Origin of the sequence: Pseudoalteromonas sp. '520P1 No. 423' (assembly GCF_001269985.1) — a bacterium.
Classification (GTDB): domain Bacteria; phylum Pseudomonadota; class Gammaproteobacteria; order Enterobacterales; family Alteromonadaceae; genus Pseudoalteromonas.
This window is the reverse complement of record NZ_BBZB01000001.1, coordinates 3591497-3614085: the sequence shown is the minus strand read 5'-3', so window position 1 is coordinate 3614085 and position 22589 is coordinate 3591497. Positions and strand designations below refer to the sequence as shown.

Annotated in this window: 19 protein-coding genes and 2 pseudogenes; 16 read left to right on the top strand and 5 right to left on the bottom strand. The window is 35.8% G+C overall.

What is annotated here, in order from left to right; translation table 11 throughout:
- Positions 1-49: 49 nt before the first annotated feature.
- A complete protein-coding gene (locus tag PSA_RS16555; protein WP_042147999.1) occupies positions 50-1258 on the bottom strand; it encodes an aromatic amino acid transport family protein in 1209 nt (402 codons plus the stop codon).
- 269 nt (positions 1259-1527) lie between these two features.
- Positions 1528-2118 (bottom strand): carboxymuconolactone decarboxylase family protein, encoded by a 591-nt coding sequence (locus PSA_RS16550; RefSeq protein ID WP_042147998.1) that lies wholly within the window; start codon positions 2116-2118, stop codon positions 1528-1530.
- 269 nt (positions 2119-2387) lie between these two features.
- On the opposite strand from PSA_RS16550, the gene PSA_RS16545 reads away from it, so the two are divergent.
- The 12 genes and pseudogenes from PSA_RS16545 to PSA_RS16480 all read left to right on the top strand — a co-directional run bounded on the left by PSA_RS16545 (position 2388) and on the right by PSA_RS16480 (position 15257).
- Positions 2388-2867 (top strand): MarR family winged helix-turn-helix transcriptional regulator, encoded by a 480-nt coding sequence (locus PSA_RS16545; protein ID WP_197276829.1) that lies wholly within the window; start codon positions 2388-2390, stop codon positions 2865-2867.
- 184 nt (positions 2868-3051) lie between these two features.
- Positions 3052-3788, top strand: a pseudogene (locus PSA_RS24705) (peptidase U32 family protein).
- A 445-nt stretch (positions 3789-4233) separates the two neighbouring features.
- A complete protein-coding gene (locus PSA_RS16530) occupies positions 4234-4497 on the top strand; it encodes a DUF4212 domain-containing protein (protein WP_042148182.1) in 264 nt (87 codons plus the stop codon).
- Positions 4498-4508: 11 nt separating this feature from the next.
- Entirely contained in the window at positions 4509-6233 is a 1725-nt protein-coding gene (locus PSA_RS16525; RefSeq protein ID WP_042147992.1) for a sodium:solute symporter family protein, read from the top strand.
- A gap of 110 nt (positions 6234-6343) precedes the next feature.
- Positions 6344-7492: pseudogene (locus PSA_RS24700) on the top strand (CBS domain-containing protein); the annotation flags it as partial.
- Between the two features lie 21 nt (positions 7493-7513).
- Complete coding sequence (locus PSA_RS16510; protein WP_082305759.1) at positions 7514-8179, top strand: 3'-5' exonuclease; 666 nt, start codon at positions 7514-7516, stop codon at positions 8177-8179.
- A gap of 160 nt (positions 8180-8339) precedes the next feature.
- On the top strand, positions 8340-9287 hold the full coding sequence (gene metA / locus PSA_RS16505) for a homoserine O-succinyltransferase (RefSeq protein ID WP_042147990.1): 948 nt from the start codon (positions 8340-8342) through the stop codon (positions 9285-9287).
- Between the two features lie 40 nt (positions 9288-9327).
- Positions 9328-10383, top strand: a complete 1056-nt coding sequence (locus PSA_RS16500) for a homocysteine S-methyltransferase family protein (protein WP_042147988.1) — start codon at positions 9328-9330, stop codon at positions 10381-10383.
- A 15-nt stretch (positions 10384-10398) separates the two neighbouring features.
- Positions 10399-13041, top strand: a complete 2643-nt coding sequence (gene metH, locus PSA_RS16495; protein ID WP_042147985.1) for a methionine synthase — start codon at positions 10399-10401, stop codon at positions 13039-13041.
- A 282-nt stretch (positions 13042-13323) separates the two neighbouring features.
- The gene (locus PSA_RS16490) at positions 13324-13815 is read left to right on the top strand and encodes a hypothetical protein (RefSeq protein ID WP_059364966.1); all 492 of its coding nucleotides are present in this window, start codon (positions 13324-13326) and stop codon (positions 13813-13815) included.
- A gap of 33 nt (positions 13816-13848) precedes the next feature.
- Complete coding sequence (gene tnpA, locus PSA_RS16485) at positions 13849-14292, top strand: IS200/IS605 family transposase (RefSeq protein ID WP_157575787.1); 444 nt, start codon at positions 13849-13851, stop codon at positions 14290-14292.
- Between the two features lie 731 nt (positions 14293-15023).
- Positions 15024-15257: a hypothetical protein gene (locus PSA_RS16480; RefSeq protein WP_042143140.1), complete on the top strand. Its 234-nt coding sequence runs from the start codon at positions 15024-15026 to the stop codon at positions 15255-15257.
- A 173-nt stretch (positions 15258-15430) separates the two neighbouring features.
- On the opposite strand, the gene PSA_RS16475 is transcribed toward PSA_RS16480, so the two are convergent.
- The 3 genes from PSA_RS16475 to PSA_RS16465 form a co-directional block, all read right to left on the bottom strand.
- Positions 15431-16045 carry a hypothetical protein gene (locus tag PSA_RS16475; RefSeq protein WP_052379830.1) on the bottom strand — a complete coding sequence of 205 codons (615 nt, stop codon included), beginning with the start codon at positions 16043-16045 and terminating at the stop codon, positions 15431-15433.
- Position 16046: 1 nt separating this feature from the next.
- Complete coding sequence (locus PSA_RS16470; protein WP_193216486.1) at positions 16047-16595, bottom strand: RNA polymerase sigma factor; 549 nt, start codon at positions 16593-16595, stop codon at positions 16047-16049.
- A 75-nt stretch (positions 16596-16670) separates the two neighbouring features.
- Positions 16671-17312, bottom strand: a complete 642-nt coding sequence (locus PSA_RS16465; protein WP_042143139.1) for an energy transducer TonB — start codon at positions 17310-17312, stop codon at positions 16671-16673.
- Between the two features lie 262 nt (positions 17313-17574).
- On the opposite strand from PSA_RS16465, the gene ribA reads away from it, so the two are divergent.
- The 4 genes from ribA (at position 17575) to alaS (ending at position 22349) form a co-directional block, all read left to right on the top strand.
- Positions 17575-18210: a GTP cyclohydrolase II gene (ribA, locus tag PSA_RS16460; protein WP_042143142.1), complete on the top strand. Its 636-nt coding sequence runs from the start codon at positions 17575-17577 to the stop codon at positions 18208-18210.
- Positions 18210-18992, top strand: a complete 783-nt coding sequence (locus PSA_RS16455; protein ID WP_042143138.1) for a BPSS1780 family membrane protein — start codon at positions 18210-18212, stop codon at positions 18990-18992. The genes ribA and PSA_RS16455 overlap by 1 nt, the downstream gene beginning before the upstream one ends.
- A gap of 13 nt (positions 18993-19005) precedes the next feature.
- A complete protein-coding gene (locus PSA_RS16450) occupies positions 19006-19464 on the top strand; it encodes a regulatory protein RecX (protein ID WP_042143137.1) in 459 nt (152 codons plus the stop codon).
- A gap of 284 nt (positions 19465-19748) precedes the next feature.
- Positions 19749-22349, top strand: coding sequence for an alanine--tRNA ligase (gene alaS, locus PSA_RS16445; RefSeq protein WP_042143136.1), 2601 nt, complete (start codon positions 19749-19751; stop codon positions 22347-22349).
- Positions 22350-22589: the final 240 nt, after the last annotated feature.

The window sequence follows — 22589 nt, the reverse complement described above, 5'->3', positions numbered from 1 at the left end:
AGAACAGCTCCTGAGTCAGGAGCTTTTTTATAATGCCTAAAAGGTTAGGTTAACCAATAGAAGGGATCATACCAAACATTTGTAAGAACTGTGCGCTGATGATTAATACACCAGATAATGCCGCTAATAAAAGCGCTGAATTACCACCTCTTACTTGATAATCCTCATTAGAAGCCTGTCGTTGCTTTCTTTGTTTAAATACCATTGCAGTTGGTAAAAATACAGCTAATACAACCAATGCAATAGCGGCATAACCTAGTGCCATAATAAAACCTTGAGGATAAAACAGCGCAAAGCATAAAGGTGGTACAAAAGTGACTAACGCTGTAACAAGCCTATCTTTTTTTGCGTTGCCTTTTTTCAAGGTATCACTGAAAAAATCAAATAAACCAAGGCTTACACCGAGGAATGATGTTGCTAATGCTAAGTCTGCAAAAATAGTAATCGCATTGCTCACTTTAGGGCTTTGCAGCATAGATGCGACACTTGCGATAAACCCTGATAAACCTTCACTTTGTAATAAGTGTGATTGACTCATTACACCTTGGCTGACTACTTGCCAAAATAAGTAAATAACTAAAGGTAATGCCGCGCCCATAATCATAATTCTTCTTAATGACTTTATATCTATACCAACATATTTAACGATTGAAGGAATAGAACCATGAAAACCAAAAGAAGTAAAAACAACCGGGATAGCTGATAATATAAGGCCTTGTTCAATTGGCATTTCTAGTAAGTGTTGACCTTGAACATAAGGGGTTAACATATAAAAAACCGATGCTAAAACAATTACTTTAATTGAAAATAATACGCGATTTATTTTATCTACCGTGCCTGTGCCTAAAGTGATAATGGCACCAAAAACAATCGCAAATAATACTGAACCAGATTGAACTGGTAGCTCTAAATTAGTCCACTCAACAAGTTTAGTTTGTAGTTGAGAACCGCCACCTGCAATATAAGCGGCACATAAGGCGTAAAATAAAAATATCATAGAGCAATTAGCAATTAACTGGCCTTTTCTTCCCAGAAGGCTTTTCGCTAAAGAGTTTAATGTTGCCTCTACATGTGCATATTGATGCACTTCTAACATTAATAAAGCGGTATAAGTCATTAATGCCCATGCAGAAAATAATAATACCGTAGCAGTTGAAAAGCCGAGTCCTGCAGATGCTATTGGCAAAGCAAGCATGCCCGCACCAATTGTCGTACCTGCAATAATCAACATACTGCCTAATGTTTTACCCTGAATCATTTAATCGCCCTTTATTCTTAGTATTCTTGAGCTAGGTTAAGGTTTAAAAATTAAATTGAAAGTATATGAGATAAAAAAATTAATTAACTTGTAGCATAATATTTACAAAAGAGGTTGCTTGGTAACTAAAATTAGCACTTATTGAAGTTATACGCTTTTGATTAATAAAGAAGAATAGGATGTAATTATTACTGGATATAAGCCCAAAGTAAAAGTTACCTCAGGCTTAGTTACAACAATTATCGGGATTATTTTAAGCTTAGGATAGTTTAAATATGTTTACCGCGAGTCCAAGGTGATTCAGATAAAAGGCGTTTACCGGCATCTACTGCACCGGTTTCCATTGTTGTGCCCATAGAGTCGTTCCAGCGATTCAGATAACCAAATAAAGAAATAACACCTAAAATCTCAACAATTTCTCCATCATCCCAGTACTCATGCATTTTCGCTGTAATTTCATCATTTACTGCATTTGGCACACTGGAAGCGGCAAGCGCCAATTCAAATGCCGCTTTTTCAGCTTGTGTATATAAATCACTTTCTCTAAATGACCAAATGTTAGCTAAGCGTTCTTCGGTACCGCCGTAGCGCTCTGCAGCTAAAATCGTATGTGCTTCGCAGTACCTACAACCTGTATTGGCACTAGTGATATAACCTATTAAGCGTTTTTGCTCGGCTGTTACACGTCCATCATTGGCCATTACGGCCATATTTAGATTAATAAATGCTTTTGCAATGGCTGGTCTGTGCTGCATGGTTAAAACACTATTAGGGCAAAAACCTAACGTTTCATTAAAAAATTTAGCAAGTTCAATAACTTCTTCATTGGCATCTGTTGGTAATGGTTTAACTAATGGCATGATAAATTTCCTGTTTTATTTTTATAGTGTATTTAAAATACAATCAAATTGCTGCATATGCAATAATTTTTTTATTGCATATGCAGCATCTTTTGTTTAAGTTTTTATTTTTTATATAAAATGCTAAAGTGACATAATGATTTCATATCAAGGTCAAGCGCATTAGTAAGTCAGCTAGAGATCAGGCTTTTTCCCTGACAAAACAAATTGAAAACCCATTAGATTTAACATCTCATCTGCCATATAGAGTCGCTGTGGTAAGTAATTTATTGGCATTAAATCGCGATTGGAAAATTAGAAACTTAACTGATTTAGATCCAAGAGAAATGCGGGTTTTGATTAATATTGGCTCTTATATGCCTGTTAAATCAGCTGATATTGCTTATCAATCTAGACTAGATTCTTATACGGTAAGCAGGGCGGTTAAAAAGCTTTTAAGTTTAAACTTAATTGAATCTCATCAAGATGAAATTAAAAAGAATGTTAAAAATTTATACTTAAATGAGGCAGGGAAAGCTTTATATCTTGAACTTATAAATGCCATGGATGAAAGATCTAAGCAATTAGAGTCTGTATTATCTGAAGATGAACAAGCTGTATTTTTTGATATGTTAGCGCGAATAGAAAACAAAACCGAAGCACTTTTAGCTGAACAAGCCAGTGAATTTATCAAAGAAGGTTTAGATGCGCCCACAGATCAAAAAGAATTAATTAGATGGTATAAAAAATCAAATAAAAAACCTAATTGAACTTAATTAAATTTTTATTTGGCTATGACCTGTTTTAGGATTTAATAAAATCACTTTTTCTGATTTTAGTTGTTAAATGGCATTATTTTATTCTGAGTTATCATTTCAAAGCTTAATCTATATCAAGTTTCCCTTAGCAATTATCATTAAATTAAAGCCATAAAATTTTTTGTGGTGTGTATTCATGGAGCTTCTTTGTCCTGCAGGCAGTCTTGCCTCATTAAAAGCAGCAGTCGATGCGGGTACTGATGCGGTTTATATTGGTTTTAAAGACGAAACAAACGCGCGGCACTTTGCTGGTTTAAACTTTACTGAACGGCAACTTGAAAAAGGGGTTGCTTATTTAAAACTTGATAATTGTAGACTGCATGTGGCAATTAATACTTTTGCCCACCCTGATGGTATGGTGTGTTGGCAAGCCTCTGTAGATAAAGCGGTAGCAATCGGCGCTGTTATTTATCATCTTATTTAACTGACGAATCTCCTAATACCGCTGGTGCTTGTTCACCTGCAAAATTTGTTGAATAGAAAGAAACAGGTACAGGCTTAGAAACCCATTTAAATGGTATCTTAATTGACAAGTTTAGCGATGACGAAAAAGCAGGGTATCCAACATTATGTAAAGGGCGATTTGATGTTGGTGATGAGCGTTATCATGCATTTGAAGAGCCTACTAGTTTAAAGAGCATGGAAATGTTGCCTGAGTTGATGCAAATGGGCATTAGTGCAATTAAAATTGAAGGTCGCCAACGTAGCCCAGCTTATGTATCTCAAGTGACATCGAGTTGGCGACAAGCGATTGAAGCATGTAAAGCTAATCCTGAAAATTTTAAACCATCAGTTGAGACCAAAGCGTGTTTAAGTAGTTTATCCGAGGGAAGCCAAACTACGCTTGGTGTCTACCATAAGAAGTGGAAATAAAAGCGATGAATGCAATGGTTATTGGCATAAAGTAGAGGGCATGGTTCAGGTTGAGGTTTAAAATGCCATTAATACCTTAGATGTATACAATATTTACTTTCCAAAAACTGCATTTACAGGTGGTTTAGTTATATTAGACTAATGTCTGACATATGCTAAATCACCTCTTTTATTTTGTCTTTCTCAAATTTTTTATTTAAAATTACTTTAGCCAATTCATTTGGTTATGTCTTTTTTTTAGGTTTGGTTTTACTGTACTCTATTAAAGTTAACAATATGTTACGACTAAGGTCTGACTTTCAAGTCGTGTTTTGCTTGTTATGTTTAATCCTGAAGATATATTTTAGTCACTTCAAAATGTTTTTTATAAAGTATAAAAATAATATGCATTTTGAAGCGATTAGAATATTAGCGCACTCAATGGTCCTATTAGGGGAATATGAAAATGGCTTTTAAAAATAATGAACAAGCTAAAGCATATTGGTCAGAGAATCTGTCCTTAATGTTTAAGTTATTAGCGGTTTGGTTTTTGGTCTCTTTTGGCTTTGGTATTTTATTAGTTGATGTATTAAACGAGATTAGATTTTTTGGGTTTAAATTAGGCTTCTGGTTTTCACAACAGGGCGCAATTTACACATTTGTGGCTTTAATTATCGTTTACGCAATGAAAATGAATGCGTTAGATAAAAAATACGGCGTAGACGAATAGGAGCCAATATGATGGATGTTCAAACTCTCACTTTTTTAATTGTTGGTTTAAGCTTTGCGCTTTATATCGGCATTGCAGTATGGGCTCGAGCGGGTTCAACTCAAGAATTTTATGTTGCTGGTGGCGGTGTACCTCCTTTAGCAAATGGTATGGCAACGGCGGCTGATTGGATGAGTGCTGCGTCATTTATTTCAATGGCAGGTATCATTTCTTTTGCAGGTTATGATGGTGGTGTTTACTTAATGGGTTGGACTGGGGGTTATGTATTATTAGCCTTATGTTTAGCACCCTATTTACGTAAATTTGGTAAATTTACGGTTCCTGATTTTATTGGCGATCGTTATTACTCTCAAACAGCACGTACAGTAGCTGTTATTTGTGCCATCTTTATTTGTTTTACTTACATTGCAGGTCAAATGCGTGGTGTAGGAGTTGTATTCTCTCGTTTCTTAGAAGTTGAAATTGAAACAGGTGTTTACATCGGTATGGTAATTGTATTTTTCTATGCTGTTTTAGGTGGCATGAAAGGCATTACATATACGCAAGTTGCTCAGTATTGTATTTTAGTTTTTGCTTACTTAGTACCAGCTGTATTCTTGTCTTTAATGATGACAGGTCATGTATTACCACAAACTGGTTTTGGGGCCACACTATCTGATGGGTCAGGTATGTTACTGCTTGATAAACTTGATGGTTTGAGTACTGAACTCGGCTTTGCACAATATACCGAAGGCTCTAAATCCATGATTGATGTATTTGCTATTACAGGTGCATTAATGGTGGGTACTGCTGGTTTACCGCATGTAATCGTTCGCTTTTTCACAGTACCTAAAGTTAAAGATACACGCATTTCAGCTGCATGGACGTTAATATTTATTGCAATTGTATACACGACAGCGCCTGCACTTGCTTCATTTGCTCGTGTAAATATGGTTGATACCATTAACGGTAAAGATGGTAGCGGTACAGCGTATGCTGAAGCACCTAGCTGGGTTAAAAACTGGGAAAAAACGGGTCTTATCACATTTAATGATAAGAATGGCGATGGCAAAATGTTCTACTCAGCGGGTAAGATCACAGATCCTGCAAGCAAGAACGAAATAAAAATTGACCGCGATATTATTGTATTAGCAACACCTGAAATTGCTGATTTACCAGCATGGGTTATTGCTTTAGTGGCAGCGGGTGGTATTGCAGCAGCATTATCAACAACGGCAGGTTTATTATTGGTTATCTCAACATCAGTGTCCCACGATTTATTGAAACGAACATTGATGCCTAATATTAGTGATAAACAAGAGCTCAGGGCCGCAAGATTGGCAGCTGTGATTGCCATTACCATATCTGCATACTTTGGTATTAATCCACCTGGCTTTGTAGCCTCAGTAGTTGCTTTTGCCTTTGGTTTAGCTGCGTCGAGTTTCTTCCCTGCAATCATTATGGGTATATTCTCTAAGACGATGAATAAAGAAGGTGCTATTGCAGGTATGGTATCGGGTATTTTATTCACAATCGGCTATATTGTTTACTTTAAGTTTATTAGCCCTGATTTAAACAGCGCTGAAAACTGGTTATTTGGTATCTCGCCAGAAGGTATTGGCCTGATTGGTATGGTTGTTAACTTTGTAGTTGCAGTAGCGGTACAAAAAGTGACTAAAGAAATTCCAGCTGATGTAATTGAAATGGTTGATTCAATCCGAAGCCCTAAAGGCTCAGGTGATGCGCACGCTCACTAAAATGAAATAAACTGATATTGATTTTAATCAATAAAGCTTAAAAGCTCGACTATAGTCGAGCTTTTTTTTGCTTGTAAGTAAAGTGAGGTGAGGTTTAAAGGGAGTGAGTCATGACTAACACCATAGAGCAAAAAGAACTTTATCAATTTTTAAGTAATCAAGCGCCATTTTCAGAGCTTGTACCTGCGGCTGCACACTATGCGGTTAATCACTTGCAAATTATTTATTTAAGTAAAGAAAATCAGTCTCAATGGTTAAACTCCCATTCTCCTAGTTTGTTTTTAATTCGTTCCGGTTTATATGACTTAGTGAATACCCATGGGGAAGTGATTGCACGTTTGAGTGAAGGCGATTATTTTGCCTATCCTTCATTGCTCACAGGTGAAACGATAAAAAATAACTTACAAGTACAAAATGAAGGCATAGTGTATGTTTTAGAACAAGGTGACTTTGATTTTTTACGTCGTGAGTATTGGGTTTTTGCACAATATTTTGTACGCGCTCATGCTAATCGCCTATTAGCTTCGAATTATAAAAAACGATAAGAAAATTGGTCGGAGCAAAAAATTTCAGAGTTGATGCACTTTGGCGCTGTCACTCTTCCTCCAGATACGAGCATTCGTGATACGGCTAAAAAAATGAGTTAATCGAGCTTTTCTTCTATGATGATCACCCAAGATGAAAAGTTGTTGGGTGTTGTTACCGATAGAGATTTACGAAATCGTGTTTTGGCAGCAGAAGTTAATCCTGACCAAGCAGTCACCCAGATTATGACATCCAACCCGAAGTATATATTTGAAAATAACCGCGTATTTTCTGCGATGCAATTAATGCTGCGCCATAATATTCATCATTTACCAGTATTAGATGAAAGTTTTAAACCTTTAGGCATGCTTACCAGTACCGATTTATTAAGGCAGCAAAAATCAGACCCAGTGCAACTGATTGGTCGAATATATAAAGCGAATAGCACAATAGATTTAAAACGTTATGCAATGGAAATACCTGAGCTATTGCAAAGTTTTTCTCATAAAGTAGAAGACATTAGCATTATAGGAAAACTATTAAGCAGCTTAACGGATGCGCTAACTGCGCGTTTAATTATTTTATATCAAGAGCAGTTTGGTCAAGCAAAAGTCCCCTTTAGTTGGATTTGTTTTGGCTCACAAGCGAGAGAGGAGTCAACTTTACATCCAGATCAAGATAATGGTTTATTATTGCCTGATAACTTAACGCCAAATCAAGATTCATATTTTAAATTCGCTCGGGGTAGTTTATAAATGGGAGTTGCTCAAAAGGTCATTCAAAAAATAAAAGAGTTTTTGATACCGAATAAACATTTAACATTGCTTCACAAACAAAATTGTTTACATGCAGATTATTTAGCCATAGATTTAGAGTTAACAGGCTTGAACCCTAAAGAAGATGAAATAGTGTCAATTGCTTGGTTGCCGATAAAAAATCAAAAGATTTATGTTTGTCAGGGTGAACATTTTATTAACTCTCAAGTCAGTTGTTTAAAAAAAAGTCCGATATTTCATGGGATCAATCAACAAGCGGTACAAAGCGGGCAACCATTGACTAAGGCATTGCTAAAGCTCGTATCATTATTAGATTGTGTTGTTTTAGTATTTCACAACGCTGAACTCGATTGGGCTTTTTTGCAAAAAGCTTTTATAGAACATGGGATCATATTTTCTACTGAGCAATATAAATCAATTATAATATTAGATACCATGAAAATTGAGCATAAACGCTTGTCTAGGCTAAGTCATGACATAAGCTTTGATGCTTTAAACTTGGAAAAATGTAGGCATAGATATAATTTACCCGATTACTCAAACCACAATGCATTGACTGATGCGATGGTCACAGCTGAGTTATTCCTGGCGCAAATTAATCATATCAGTAGCGGCAAACCATTAGCCGTTAAATCTTTATTGTAGTGCACTGTCTTTTTATTAAATCAATACATTCATTGAAACTATACTGTGATCAAATATATTTATTTTAATTGTCTTTTTTGGACGTCTAAACATCTGGAGCTTGATAATTCTAGCTATCCGTTCATAATAGCGCAATCAGTTTACTTGTTTGGAGATTTTTATGCCTATCACGGTACAAGATCAGCTACCTGCCATAGCTGCTCTTCGCAATGAAAATGTATTTGTTATGCCGCAAAGTCGTGCAAAAACACAAGAAATTCGCCCAATGCGTTTGGCTATTTTAAATTTAATGCCTAATAAGGTAGAGACCGAAGTTCAGTTTATTCGACTTCTGGCAAATAGCCCGCTACAAGTAAATGTCGATTTATTACGTTTAGATACACACAGAAGTAAAAATACTTCAGAGCAGCACTTAGACACTTTTTACCGTTATTTTTCTGAAATCAAAGATAATAATTATGATGCTTTAATTATAACGGGTGCGCCTTTAGCGCATTTAGAGTATGAAAATGTGGGTTATTGGCAAGAGTTAGAAGTTATTTTGGATTGGGCTGAAAGCCATGTTACTTCAACTTTATTTTCTTGTTGGGCAGCTCATGCGAGTTTATTTCATCATTACGGTTTAAAACGAGAGCTTAAAAAAGATAAATTATGTGGTGTATTTAAACATCAATGTTTTTCTGAGCATGGTGCATTAACACGTGGTTTTGATGATGACTTTTTAGTGCCTCATTCTCGTTATGGCAATATATCTTTAGAACAAATTGCAACGGTACCAGAGCTTGAGGTATTAGCGGGTTCCGATAAAGTTGGCGCATATTTAGTTAAAAACCAATCTGGTAGCCAAGTTTTTATAACAGGGCACCCTGAATATGAGGCGGACACTTTGGCGGGAGAATATGCCAGAGATGTTGCCAAAGGCGCCGGTGCTGCAATACCAGAGAATTACTTTCTAAATGATGACCCTAAAATTGAGCCATCAAAAACTTGGCAAAGCCATGCATTTTTATTATTTTCAAATTGGTTAAACTATTATGTATATCAGACTACGCCTTATGATATAAAGCTTATTAGCCAAGATGTCAGAACAAACAATTATGCCGAATAAATTAACGTACCGTCTCCAAATTAGTAGTAAGGATTAACTCATGCCTAATAAACTTGAGCAGTTAAAAGCAGCATTAGAACAACGTATTCTCATTTTAGATGGTGCCATGGGCACTATGATCCAAAAATATAAGCTTGAAGAACAAGATTATCGTGGTGAGCGTTTTGCTGATTGGCATATTTTAATCAAAGGCAATAATGATTTATTAAGCCTGACTCAGCCAAAAATAATAGAACAAATTCACCGTGAATATTTAGAAGCCGGTGCTGATATCATTGAAACTAATACATTTAACTCAACAACTATCTCAATGGAAGATTATGAAATGGCTAAGTTTAGCCGTGAAATCAACCTTGAGTCGGCTAAGTTAGCCCGCAAAGTATGTGATGAAATACAAGCGAAAGATCCGTCTAAACCGCGTTATGTAGCAGGTGTTTTAGGTCCAACCTCTAAAACCTGTTCTTTATCGCCAGATGTAAATGATCCAGCCTTTAGAAATATTACATTTGATCAGCTGGTGGAAGCCTATATTGAATCAACTTTAGCACTGATTGAAGGTGGTTCAGATATTATTTTGATTGAAACTATTTTTGATACCTTAAATTCTAAAGCGGCGGCATTTGGTGTTGAAGAAGCATTTGAGCAAGCGGGTGTCACTTTGCCAGTTATGGTATCTGGCACTATCACAGATGCCTCAGGGCGCACTTTATCTGGGCAAACAACAGAAGCCTTTTATAATTCAATTCGTCACATCAAACCTATCTCTATTGGGTTAAATTGTGCTTTAGGTCCTGATTTATTACGTCAATATGTCGAAGAGCTTTCTCGTGTTTGTGAAACTTATACCTCAGTGCACCCAAATGCCGGTTTACCAAATGAGTTTGGTGAATATGATTTAGAAGCAGATGAAATGTCAGTAGAAATGGTCGATTGGGCAAAGTGTGGTTTTATTAATATTGTAGGTGGATGTTGTGGTACAACGCCTGAACATATTAAAGCTTTTGCTGATGGTGTAAATGGTATAGCTGCGCGTAAACTACCTGAATTGGAAGTTAGAATGCGTTTGTCAGGCCTTGAAGCCTGTAACCTAAATTAGTGTGAGAAGTAAATAATGACACAACAAATAGCTGTTTTTACTAATGTAGGCGAAAGAACAAACGTAACCGGATCTGCGCGGTTTAAACGTTTGATCATGAATGAAGAATATGAAGAAGCTTTAAGTGTTGCCCGTGAGCAAGTAGAAAATGGCGCGCAAGTTATCGATATCAACATGGATGAAGCCATGTTGGACTCAAAAGCTGCCATGGTGAAGTTTCTAAACTTAATTGCTGCAGAACCTGATATCTGTAAAGTGCCTATTATGGTTGATTCTTCTAAATGGGATGTAATTGAAGCTGGCTTAAAGTGTATTCAAGGTAAAGCGATTGTTAACTCTATTTCTTTAAAAGAAGGTGAAGATAACTTTAGACACCAAGCAAAATTGATTAAACGTTTTGGTGCTGCTGCTGTTGTGATGGCATTTGATGAAACTGGGCAAGCTGAAACAGAAGATCGCAAATTTGATATTTGTAAACGTGCTTATGATATTTTGGTTGATGAAATTGGTTTTCCACCAGAAGATATTATTTTTGACCCAAATATTTTTGCTGTCGCGACAGGTATTGAAGAGCATGATAATTATGCGGTTGAATTTATTGAAGGTACACGTCGTATAAAGCAAGGTTTACCGCACTGTAAGGTGTCAGGCGGTGTATCAAACGTATCGTTTTCTTTTCGTGGTAACAACCCAGTACGTGAAGCAATTCACTCTGTATTTTTATATCACGCGATAAAAGCGGGTATGGATATGGGCATAGTAAATGCTAGTCAATTGGCTGTTTATGATGATATTCCATTGGAGCTCAGAAATGCGGTAGAAGATGTTGTTCTCAATACTGATCCTGAAGCGGGTGAGCGTTTAGTTGAAATTGCGCCTAAATACTCTGGATTGGCACAAGAAAGTAAAAAAGAAGATTTAGAATGGCGTACTTGGCCTGTTCAAAAACGTTTAGAACATGCGTTAGTAAAAGGCATTACACAGTTTATTGAAGAAGATACTGAAGAGTGTCGTCTAGAAGCTGATTTACCTATCGAAGTAATTGAAGGTCCACTAATGGACGGCATGAACGTGGTAGGTGACTTATTTGGCGCTGGTAAAATGTTTTTACCACAAGTTGTAAAATCAGCACGTGTAATGAAGCGCGCAGTTGCATATCTTGACCCATTTATTGAGGCGACTAAGGTTAAAGGCTCATCAAATGGTAAGGTTTTGATGGCGACAGTGAAAGGCGATGTTCATGATATTGGCAAAAATATCGTGGGTGTCGTACTGCAATGTAATAACTATGAAGTAATTGATCTAGGTGTAATGGTACCAACAGAAACCATTTTACGTGTAGCAAAAGAAGAAAATGTAGATATTATCGGTTTATCAGGTTTAATCACGCCTTCACTTGATGAGATGGTACATGTTGCTAAAGAAATGACTCGCCAAGGTTTTGACTTACCACTTATGATAGGTGGTGCGACAACATCAAAAGCACATACAGCTGTTAAAATTGAACCGCAGTATCGCGCAGAAGGTGATAAAAAAGGCGTGATATATGTTAACAATGCCAGTCGTGCTGTAGGTGTTGTCTCTAATTTATTAAGTAAAAAAGTTAAAACTGAGTTTTTACAAAAGACCACTACAGAATATGAAAAAGTACGTGATCAACAAGCACGTAAACGTCCTCGCTCTAAGCCTGTAACGCTTGCTAGAGCACGTTCGAATGCAGCTAAGTTAGATTGGGATAATTACACACCGCCAGTACCTAAAAAGTTGGGCATTACGGAATTTAAAGATGTTTCAATTAAAACATTACGAAAATATATAGATTGGACACCTTACTTTATGACTTGGTCATTGGCTGGTAAATATCCACGTATATTAACCGATGAAATAGTGGGTGAAGAAGCGCAAAGCTTGTTTAACGATGCGAATAAAATGTTAGATGAGCTGGAAATCTCAGGTAAGTTACAACCTTTAGGCATTATAGGTTTATTTCCAGCTAATCGCGTTGAAGATGATATCGAAATCTACAGTGATGAAACGAGAAGTGAAGTCTTATTAAGATCTTGTCAATTACGTCAACAGACAGAAAAAACAGACTTTGCCAATTATTGTTTAACCGATTATATCGCTAAAAAAGGTATCAAAGATTATTTTGGTGGTTTTGCAGTGACAGGTGGCTTGGCTGAAGATGAAATTGCTGATGCATTTGATGCCAAGCAAGATGATTATAATAAGATAATGATCAAAGCGATTGCTGACAGATTAGCTGAAGCTTTTGCCGAATACTTGCATGAAAAAGTACGTAAAGAGTATTGGGGTTACGCGGCAGATGAAAATCTGACAAATGATGAATTGATACGTGAAAACTATCAAGGTATTCGTCCTGCTCCAGGTTATCCCGCATGTCCTGAACATACAGAGAAGAAAAAAATCTGGCAGCTTTTAGATGTTGAAAACCGTATTGGTATGAAGCTTACCAGCTCTTATGCGATGTGGCCGGGCGCTGCGGTATCAGGTTGGTATTTTTCTCATCCTGATTCTAAATATTATGCGGTAGCTGCCATTCAAAAAGACCAAGTAGAAGATTATGCACAACGTGCTGATATGACACTTGAAGAAGCAGAACGTTGGTTAGGACCAAATTTAGGATATGAAAATTAATACTAAAATTCATTAACTTACATTTAAAAAAAAGCGACTTGTGTCGCTTTTTTATATATTCCAAATACAGAAATGTAACAAATTATAATTAAGAAACATAAAGGAAACCATATGTTGAATAGGATAGTTCAGCTTTTTTTAATCTTTAACTTTATAACGATGACATTTAATGTACATGCCAAAAATTGAGATGAACTTTTTGATTGGTCCCAATATTACAATGCCAAGATTTCACCAGACGGTAAATATTTAGCAGTTTCCGCACTTGTAAAAAATAAGGCTGTGCTTGTTGTTTTAGATAGAAAAACGTTAAAACCGGTTGGTGGTAGCCAATTCCCTGGTGAATATGAGGTGGGAAATTACCGCTGGGTAAATAATGAAAGAGTTGTTATAAATATGGTAAAACGACTACCATGGCTTGAAACACCAGAGTACTTCGGTGAGTTATATGCCGTTAATTATGATGGTTCAAAAGGGCTTATGATTTATGGTTATCAAGCTGGCGAAATGCAGACTGGCAGTATGATCAAGAAAAAGCAATCCACTCATGGCTGGGCTGAAATAATTGATACTCTACCTGAAGATGAAAAGCATATTTTAATTAGTTCAACACCTATGAGTAACACTGGAGAGCGCTTAGCAACTGTATATAAGTTAAATGTGAATACTGGAATTTTGAAACGCAAAGTTACTAAAGCCCCTGTTTCTCATGCTAAATTTTTAACAGAGCGTAGCGAAAATCTCGGGGGCTTGCCCCCGTGCTGGATAGTGTAGACTGAGCTTGCCTCAGTCTGTAGTATCCAATACATGGAACTTCAAAGAAATTCGCATCATGTTGTTAGATTAATGTACCACTTTGTGTGGATACCTAAGTATCGGCGTAAAGTCTTTTCGGAGCCTTATCGTGAGGCGATGAAAACAATAATCCAAAAAATTGGTTACGATTACGACATTGATATAGTCGAGTTAGAAATACCGGAAGACCATATTCATATGGTCGTAAGAAGTGAGCCAAAAATGTCACCAAGCCAGATCATGCAGGTGATAAAAAGTATTTCAGCCGGAGAATTCTTCAAATTATACCCAGATATTAAAAGGCGTTATTTCTGGGGAGGGAAGCTTTGGACTCAGAGTTATTTTGTTGAAACAATTGGAAATGCAACGGAAGATACTATTCGTAAATATGTGCAAAACCAATTGGTTGAATTGGATAAAAAAGAAGAGCTCGGAAGTCAGTTAGGACTCTTTTGAAACTCGGTCGCTTGCGGCCGATTCTTTTATAAAGTTACTGAACACTTTTCCTGACAGTGAAATAAAAATTACAAGTAAAGAAGATAAAGGTAATTTATATGTTGCTGTTGTAGCCTCATCTCAAGGTGCCGAAACAGTATACTTATATGATAATAAAAATAATAAAATTTCTGTATTGTTTCAGCTTAAAGCTAACTCAGCTAATAATGATGTAGCTAAAGCCAAGTCTAAAAAACAAAGCTTAAAATAATAATATAGCTAAGAAGTAAATTACATTTGGTTGAGTAAATTAATAAACATTGTTTTTAACACCTCATTGTAAGCCAGTAATTAGTCGTTACTGGCTTTTTTAATTGATAAATATAAAAATCAGGAATTGATGTTTCTTGTCGAAAACTTAAGTTCAACTATAATTTTAAGAGAAATAAACGTGTAACCAAGGCATAAAAGGATTTAGAGCCGATGGAAAATAATGAAAACTACAATAGAGTACTTTTTGAAAATACCGTAATTGGGTTAGCTTTATGTCGCATGAACGGCGATTTAATTGATGTAAATACTGCCTATTAAAAAATATTAGTCATTCAGTTGAGCAAGTACTCACCTTAAGTTACTGGCAAATCACACCTGAAAAATATTATTCGCAAGAAAAAACACAATTATAAAGCCTACAAAAAACCGGCAGATATAGACCCTATGAAAAGGAGTATATTCACGCTGATGGTCATTTAGTGCCAGTACGCTTATCGGGCCAAATTGTTACCATAGACGAGGAGGAATATATTTGGTCCAGCGTTGAAGATATGACTTGTATTAAAATCGCAGAATTAGAGCGTGAAAGTTTGATCGGTAAATTAGAAAAATCATTACAAGAAATAAAGACCCTAAAGGGTTTGAACCCTATATGTAGTTATTGCAAAGTGATACGAAATGAAGATGGAACTTGGGAGATGTTAGAGTCTTAATTAGCGAATCACAGTGATGCGCAATTTAGTCATGGCACTTGCACTGATTGTTTAGAGAAAGAGCTAGAAAAAATAAAATCTATCAATGCAAGTGAAGGCGTTATTAAATAATAACTTGATAATAGCGTATTCATTTAAAATGAGATTCAAGTGAATACGCAATTGATTTATCCTTAACATTGAAGTGGGTTATCAGACTTAAGTAAGGCGATTATCTCGCCATCTGAATTATGTTTAAAGGCTAATAAATCACCTTGTACAATATTAGCATCAAGTGCGTTATTGTATTTTAATTGATTTAATAGTGATGCATTAATTTGTACTAGTAACCCTTTATTACAAGACTCGATATACCAATTATCAGTTTTATTAACTAACACGCCTTTGAATTCATGATATTTTTTTAGGTTAGATTGGGACTGAACTCGTTTTTCATTAGCTTGCTTTAGCGCTAAAAGTGATTCACTATTTTGTGCAATCGTTTTAATTTTTTTGTGATAAGTATTTTCTTCAACATAGTGAACTTCAATGAGCGCATTTGTAGGAGAATAGACTACTTCATCAATCTGGTTAATGTATTCTTCTTGGTTAAAAAATAGTGTAAATAAAGTGAATAATGCAACTGCAGTTAAGCTAATCTGAAACGTATTAATCCAATTAAATTTATTTATAGGTTTTTCTGTTCTGCCTAACAGTTTTTTTTCGTCTATAGATAATGTATTGCTAGATTTATGGTTTTTATATAATTGACTTAGTTTATCGTCAAACTTGTCTTTTGGTTGTGACATATTAGCCTCCTATATGTTGTCTAAAGTAAGATTTAGCGTAACGCAATCTAGTTTTTATTGTTTGTTCTTTTTCTTGTGTGATTTGCGCTATTTGTAAAATAGAAAACCCTTCTTGTTGTAAAACAAAAGCTTCTCTTTGCTTAAAAGGTAAGTTTTCTAATACTTGCTTAAATCTTATTTGAATATCGTTATCCAGTGTATCTTGATTTAATGGTTCAGCCTCAGTTTGGTCATCAAAAAGGTCTTGATAACGGTTTTTCTTTCTAAATTCATCAAATAAAGTATTACGGCCAACAGTAAATAACCAAGCTTTAAATGTCCCTTTATTTTGATAATACTCACGTTTATCGATTACCTTGAGCCAAGTTTTTTGGCTAATGTCTTTCGCTAATTCACTATCACTTTGACTTAATAAAAAATGATAAAGGTCATCAGCATGTAATTCTACTAGCCTTTGTAGTAACTCACTTTTTCCTGATTTAGAATAAAGAGACATCAAAGTTTCGGCATCTTTTTTTGGTATTAACCATTCTTTAAAACTTAATATCATCAATAAATGTATCCTTATCACTTACTACTTAAAAGTATTAGGAGTGCTTGCACACTCCTAATTCGAACAAAAAACTTATAGATTGTGGTCTAACTTAAAGTCTAGTTGAATACTTTGTCCTGTTTGCGCAACCGCTTTACCATTAAGCATTTTTGGTTTGTATTTCCATTTTTTTAGTGCGCGTAGCGCTTCTTTATCAAATATACGTTTAGGTTCAGAGTTTATAATGTATGGAGAAATAACAGTACCTATTTCTGATATGGTAAACCCAAGCTGTACCCAACCTTCTTTGCCATCCCTTGCTGCTGTAATTGGATATTTAGGTGTGATCCTCACTAAAGGCGTTGCTTCACCTTGAGAGCCTATCATAGTGGGTATTTTTATCGTTGAACTGACCATTTTTATAACAGGTGCAAAGTGGGTTAACGGGTTTCCTGGATCGACAGTTTCTACCTGAGGTGGCATATTTTTAGGGGGCTGCGGTTTTACTTGTGGTGGAGGAGGCACTCGGGTAATTAATTTGACTGCTTTTATGGGTGGCGCTTGCATTACATCTATTTCTATTATCTCTGGTGCATCCACAGCAGTTTTATATTCACTTTTAATTAAATAATGCATAAATGCAAAAGTGATTATGGTTGTAATGCTTGCGCCAATTATAAAAGATGAAAATTTAAAACTTTTATATAAAGGACTTTGGTTGATTGCTAATGTCATAAGTTTCTCCAGGGGTTTTATCTTCTAAAAATGTAAGACTCATATATAAAACGCCGTAAAAAACCAGAAGGGGTTAAATTATTTTTTAAATATTAAAAATTTTTTATTCGAAGATAATTTAAATTAGCAGGGGAAGTTAATTTTTTTTGCATGATTAAGGAAGTTAAGCTGCTTTTAGCTCAATTGTTGTACATTAATGAAACTCGTATTTTTGACGTGTTTAAGTATAATGTCGCTATTAAATTTATATTTGAGATATGTTGTGGCAGAAGTAAGGGCAAGAGTCCAACTTAAGGTTGGCAAAAATAGTGATGTCTTAGCGCAATTAGTATCATTTACCGGCCTAAAAGATCAATTAGAACATGTCGCTTTGATTTTTAATGACGCAGATAAAAATCAAGAAACACCTTTAGTGCGTATGCACTCAGAATGTTTAACTGGCGACGTTTTTCATTCATCACGATGTGATTGTGGTGAACAGCTAAATGAATCAATCGAAAAAATGCATCAAGAAGGTGGTATTTTACTTTACTTACGTCAAGAAGGACGTGGTATTGGTTTATATAATAAAATTGATGCGTATGTATTACAGTCGCAAGGTATGAATACTTATGAAGCGAATAATCACTTAGGATTTGAAGACGATTTACGTGATTTTTCTGATGCTGTTTTAATGTTAAAAGCCTTAGGTATCTCTCAAGTTCAATTATTAACAAATAACCCTAGAAAAATAAATGCATTAAAAGATGCGGGTATAACAGTTAATAATGTAGTTGGTACACATGCCCATGTTAAAGAGGGTAATAAAGCCTATTTAGAAACTAAAGTTAAACATGGTTCACATCGTTTAGACTTAGGTAAAGTAATTAGTATTCGTAAAGAGAATGAAGATAAATAATGGCAATAGAATTAAGAGTTTTTAAAGCGCAATCTGGATTAGAGTGGTTTAAGGCTGCATGGCAAATTTTTAAGTCTCAGCCAGGCACTTTTATTTTTATGCATCTGTTCATCATTATAGTGGGCTTTATTCCATTTTTGATGCCTTTATTGCAAATTCCAGCCGCTTTAGCTGCACCATTTTTAATTGCAGGGTTTTATCGCGCTGTTTTGGCTAAGCTTCAAGGTCAAAAAATTGCACTTGCTGATATTTTAAAACCATTTTCAGAGAAGGGCACTAGACTCGGTTTATTCCGTTTGGGCTTATATCAAATGGCTGCCGGTATTTTATTAGCGCTTGCTAGTAGTGTTTTATTTGAAGATGCATTATTAATTTTACAAGAAAATGCACAAAATCCAGAGTTTGTGGTTGAGCAATTTATCGCTGCAATACAGCCTGCTAATGTCATTTTATTTATCAGTTTAATTGCTGTTTATATGATGGCTTTTGCGTTTGCAGTTCCGCTTGTTTATTTCAAAAAGAAAGAAGCTATTTTTGAAGTTATAAAAGCAAGTTTATTATCTTTTTGGCACAACTTTGCTGCTTTAGGTGTTTTTGGTGGCATTTTATCTGTATTGATTTTAATTTCATCTTTACTGTCTTTAATTCCATTATTGATTGTTATGCCGATAAGTTACATCGCATTCTTTATTGCTTATCAAGCCATCTTTCAATTAAACGAAGTAAACATAGACCAAAATAATGATGAACCGCCAAGTTCACATGGCCAGTTTAATGCCTAAAGAAAGATGTTAAATGGACGAACAAGCCAAGCAGAAATTAAAAAATTATGTTTTATGGTTATTATCACGACAAGAATACTCTCGTCGTGATTTAACTTTTAAGCTACAGAAAAAAGAAGCATCACCAGAATATATTGAGTCACTATTAGACTGGTGTGAAAGCCTTAATTATATTGATGAAACACGTTATTGCGAAGGTTTTATTCGACGCCATTTAGCCAAAAATCATGGTTATGCCCGAATAAAATCAGAAGCAGGCGCTAAAGGCATTGATAAAACACTGTTAGCATTTCAAATTGAAGAAATGGAAATAGATTGGTTTCAATTAGCCAGAACAGCATATATTAAGAAGTTTTCGAATATTACAGACACGCCCGACTACAAGCAAAAAGCGAAAATAGTACGCTATTTAATGTACCGGGGTTTTAACTATGAACAAATTGAATTCGCATATACCCATAACCAATCATAGTTATGGATTTCAGCGAATCAAACCTAAGTTAGATTCTAGGCATAAAAGTAATGAAATGGCTTTCCCCTTTTTACTTTTATAACAATGAAGATGACTTTGATTTGTTTCGCCCTTTGGGAATTTAAGCGAAAAGCCAGCTCTGTGTTATCACCTTTGCTAAGGCCTATGCCTTAAAAAGGTGTACCATTGGCTGCAAGTGATGCCTTGATCTGGCTTCTCGCTTAAACTCTGAAACCTTAAATATGAATGGCTATGGGTATAGTGTCAGACGAGTGAGATAACCCATGCAACACATGAGCACAGCAAAATTACGTCAAACTTTTTTAGATTTTTATGCTAGTAAACAGCATCAAATCGTACCTTCTAGCAGCTTAGTACCAGGTAATGATCCAACTTTATTATTCACCAATGCGGGAATGGTTCAGTTTAAGGATGTATTTTTAGGTGGTGAAAGCCGTCCTTATACACGAGCTACAAGTTCACAGCGTTGTGTACGTGCCGGTGGTAAACATAATGATTTAGAAAATGTGGGTTACACAGCTCGTCACCATACATTTTTTGAAATGTTAGGTAACTTTAGCTTCGGCGATTACTTTAAAGTTGAAGCAATTCAATTCGCATGGCATTTTTTAACTGAAGTAATTCAATTACCAAAAGAAAAGCTATGGGTAACTGTTTACACTGAAGATGATGAAGCAGCAGATATTTGGATTAACCAAATTGGTGTAAATCCTGATCGTGTATCACGCATTGGTGCTAAAGATAACTTCTGGTCTATGGGTGATACGGGTCCATGTGGTCCATGTACTGAAATTTTCTTTGATCACGGAGAAGATATTTTTGGTGGTCCTCCAGGCACGCCAGATGAAGATGGTGACCGTTACATTGAAATTTGGAACTTAGTTTTCATGCAATTTAACCGTCATGCTGATGGCACTATGGAACCTTTACCTAAGCCTTCTGTTGATACTGGTATGGGTCTTGAACGTATCGCTGCAATTTTACAAGGCGTACATTCAAACTATGAAATTGATATCTTCAAAAACTTAATTAGTTCTGCTGCTGCTGTAACAAATGCAACAGATTTAGAAGATAAATCTCTACGCGTTGTAGCCGATCACATTCGTTCTTGTGCATTTTTAATTGTTGATGGTGTTATGCCATCAAATGAAGGCCGTGGTTATGTATTACGCCGTATTATTCGTCGTGCTGTTCGCCATGGTAATAAGCTAGGTGCGACAGGTTCATTCTTCCATAAGTTAGTTGCTTCATTAATTAATGAAATGGGCGATGCTTATCCAGAACTTGCTAAGCAACAAGCGATTGTTGAAAAAGTATTAAGAATTGAAGAAGAGCAATTCAGTAAAACATTAGATCGTGGTCTAGTGATTTTAGAAGATAGCTTAAAAGCACTTGAAGGTACTGTGATACCAGGTGATTTAGTATTTAAACTTTATGATACTTATGGTTTCCCTTCAGATTTAACTGCAGATGTAGCTCGTGAACGCGAATTAACAATTGATGAAGATGGCTTTAAAGCTGCCATGCAAGTTCAGCGCGAAACAGCGCAAAAAGCAGGTAAGTTTGGTACTGATTATAACGAACAATTAAAGTCAGATCACACAACATCGTTTAAAGGTTACCAAAACGATCATATCAGCAGTACTGTGATTGAGTTGTTTGCCAATGGCGAAAATGCATCTGTACTAGGAGATGGCCAAGAAGGTATTGTGATTTTAGATCGCACTACTTTCTATCCTGAATCAGGTGGTCAAATTGGTGATGCCGGTATTATTAAAGTAACAGGTGGTGAGTTTGTTGTTACTAATACAACTAAGCTTGGTAACGCGATAGCGCATCAAGGTAAAGTTGTAGGTTCAATTGGCTTAAACGACCGTGTTGAAGCACAAATTGATGTGGATCGTCGTGATAGTATTCGTAAAAACCATACTGCAACGCATTTATTACATGAAGCATTACGCCAAGTGCTTGGTGAACATGTAACTCAAAAAGGTTCATTAAATGGACCTGACCGTTTACGTTTCGATTTCTCTCATTTTGAAGGTGTAACAAAAGAAGAGCTACTTAAGATTGAAACGCAAGTAAATACAGAGATCCGTCGTAATCTTGATTTAAATACTGAGTTAATGCAAATTGACGAAGCGAAAGAAAAAGGTGCAATGGCGCTGTTTGGCGAAAAGTATGATGATGAAGTACGTGTTGTTAGCATAGGCGACTTCTCAATCGAATTATGTGGTGGTACTCACGTAAATCGTATTGGTGATATTGGTTTATTTAAATTGGTATCAGAAAGCGGCATTGCTGCAGGTGTGCGCCGTATTGAAGCTGTAACAGGTGTTGCTGCATTAGATCATATTAATGCGCAAGCTGAAGTATTAAATAAAATTGCAAGCTTAGTAAAAGCCGATAGCAATAGCGTACTTGATAAAGTATCTGCCCTTGTTGATAAAGCAAAAGGCTTAGAAAAAGAAATCGGTCAACTTAACGAGAAACTTGCAAGTGCTGCAGGTGCTTCATTATTAGATTCAGTAATTGATATCAATGGCGTTAAAGTTTTAATCGCTAATGTTGAAGGGACTGAATCTAAAGCATTACGTGGTATGGTGGATGACCTTAAAGTAAAACTTAATTCAGGCATTATTGTATTAGGTGTTGCTGCAGGCGCTAAAGTAAGCTTAATTGCTGGTGTAACTAAAGATTTAACTGGTCAATTTAAAGCCGGTGAATTAGTTAACTTTTTAGCACAACAAGTTGGCGGTAAAGGTGGTGGTCGCCCAGATATGGCACAAGCCGGTGGTTCACAACCTGAAAACCTAACTTCAGCGTTAGACAGTGTTGAAGCTTGGATTTCTGAAAAAGTTTAAGTTTGAATTTGTAACCTCCAGATATGGTCAACATAATCGGAGGTTCACAACCTGAAAACCTAACTTCAGCGTTAGATAGTGTTGAAGCTTGGATAGGCGAAAAAGTTTAATTTATTAGTAAAAAGTAACCTCCAGATATGGTCAACACAATTGGAGGTTCACAACCTGAAAACCTAACTTCAGCGTTAGATAGTGTTGAAGCTTGGATAGGCGAAAAAGTTTAATTTATTAGTAAAAAGT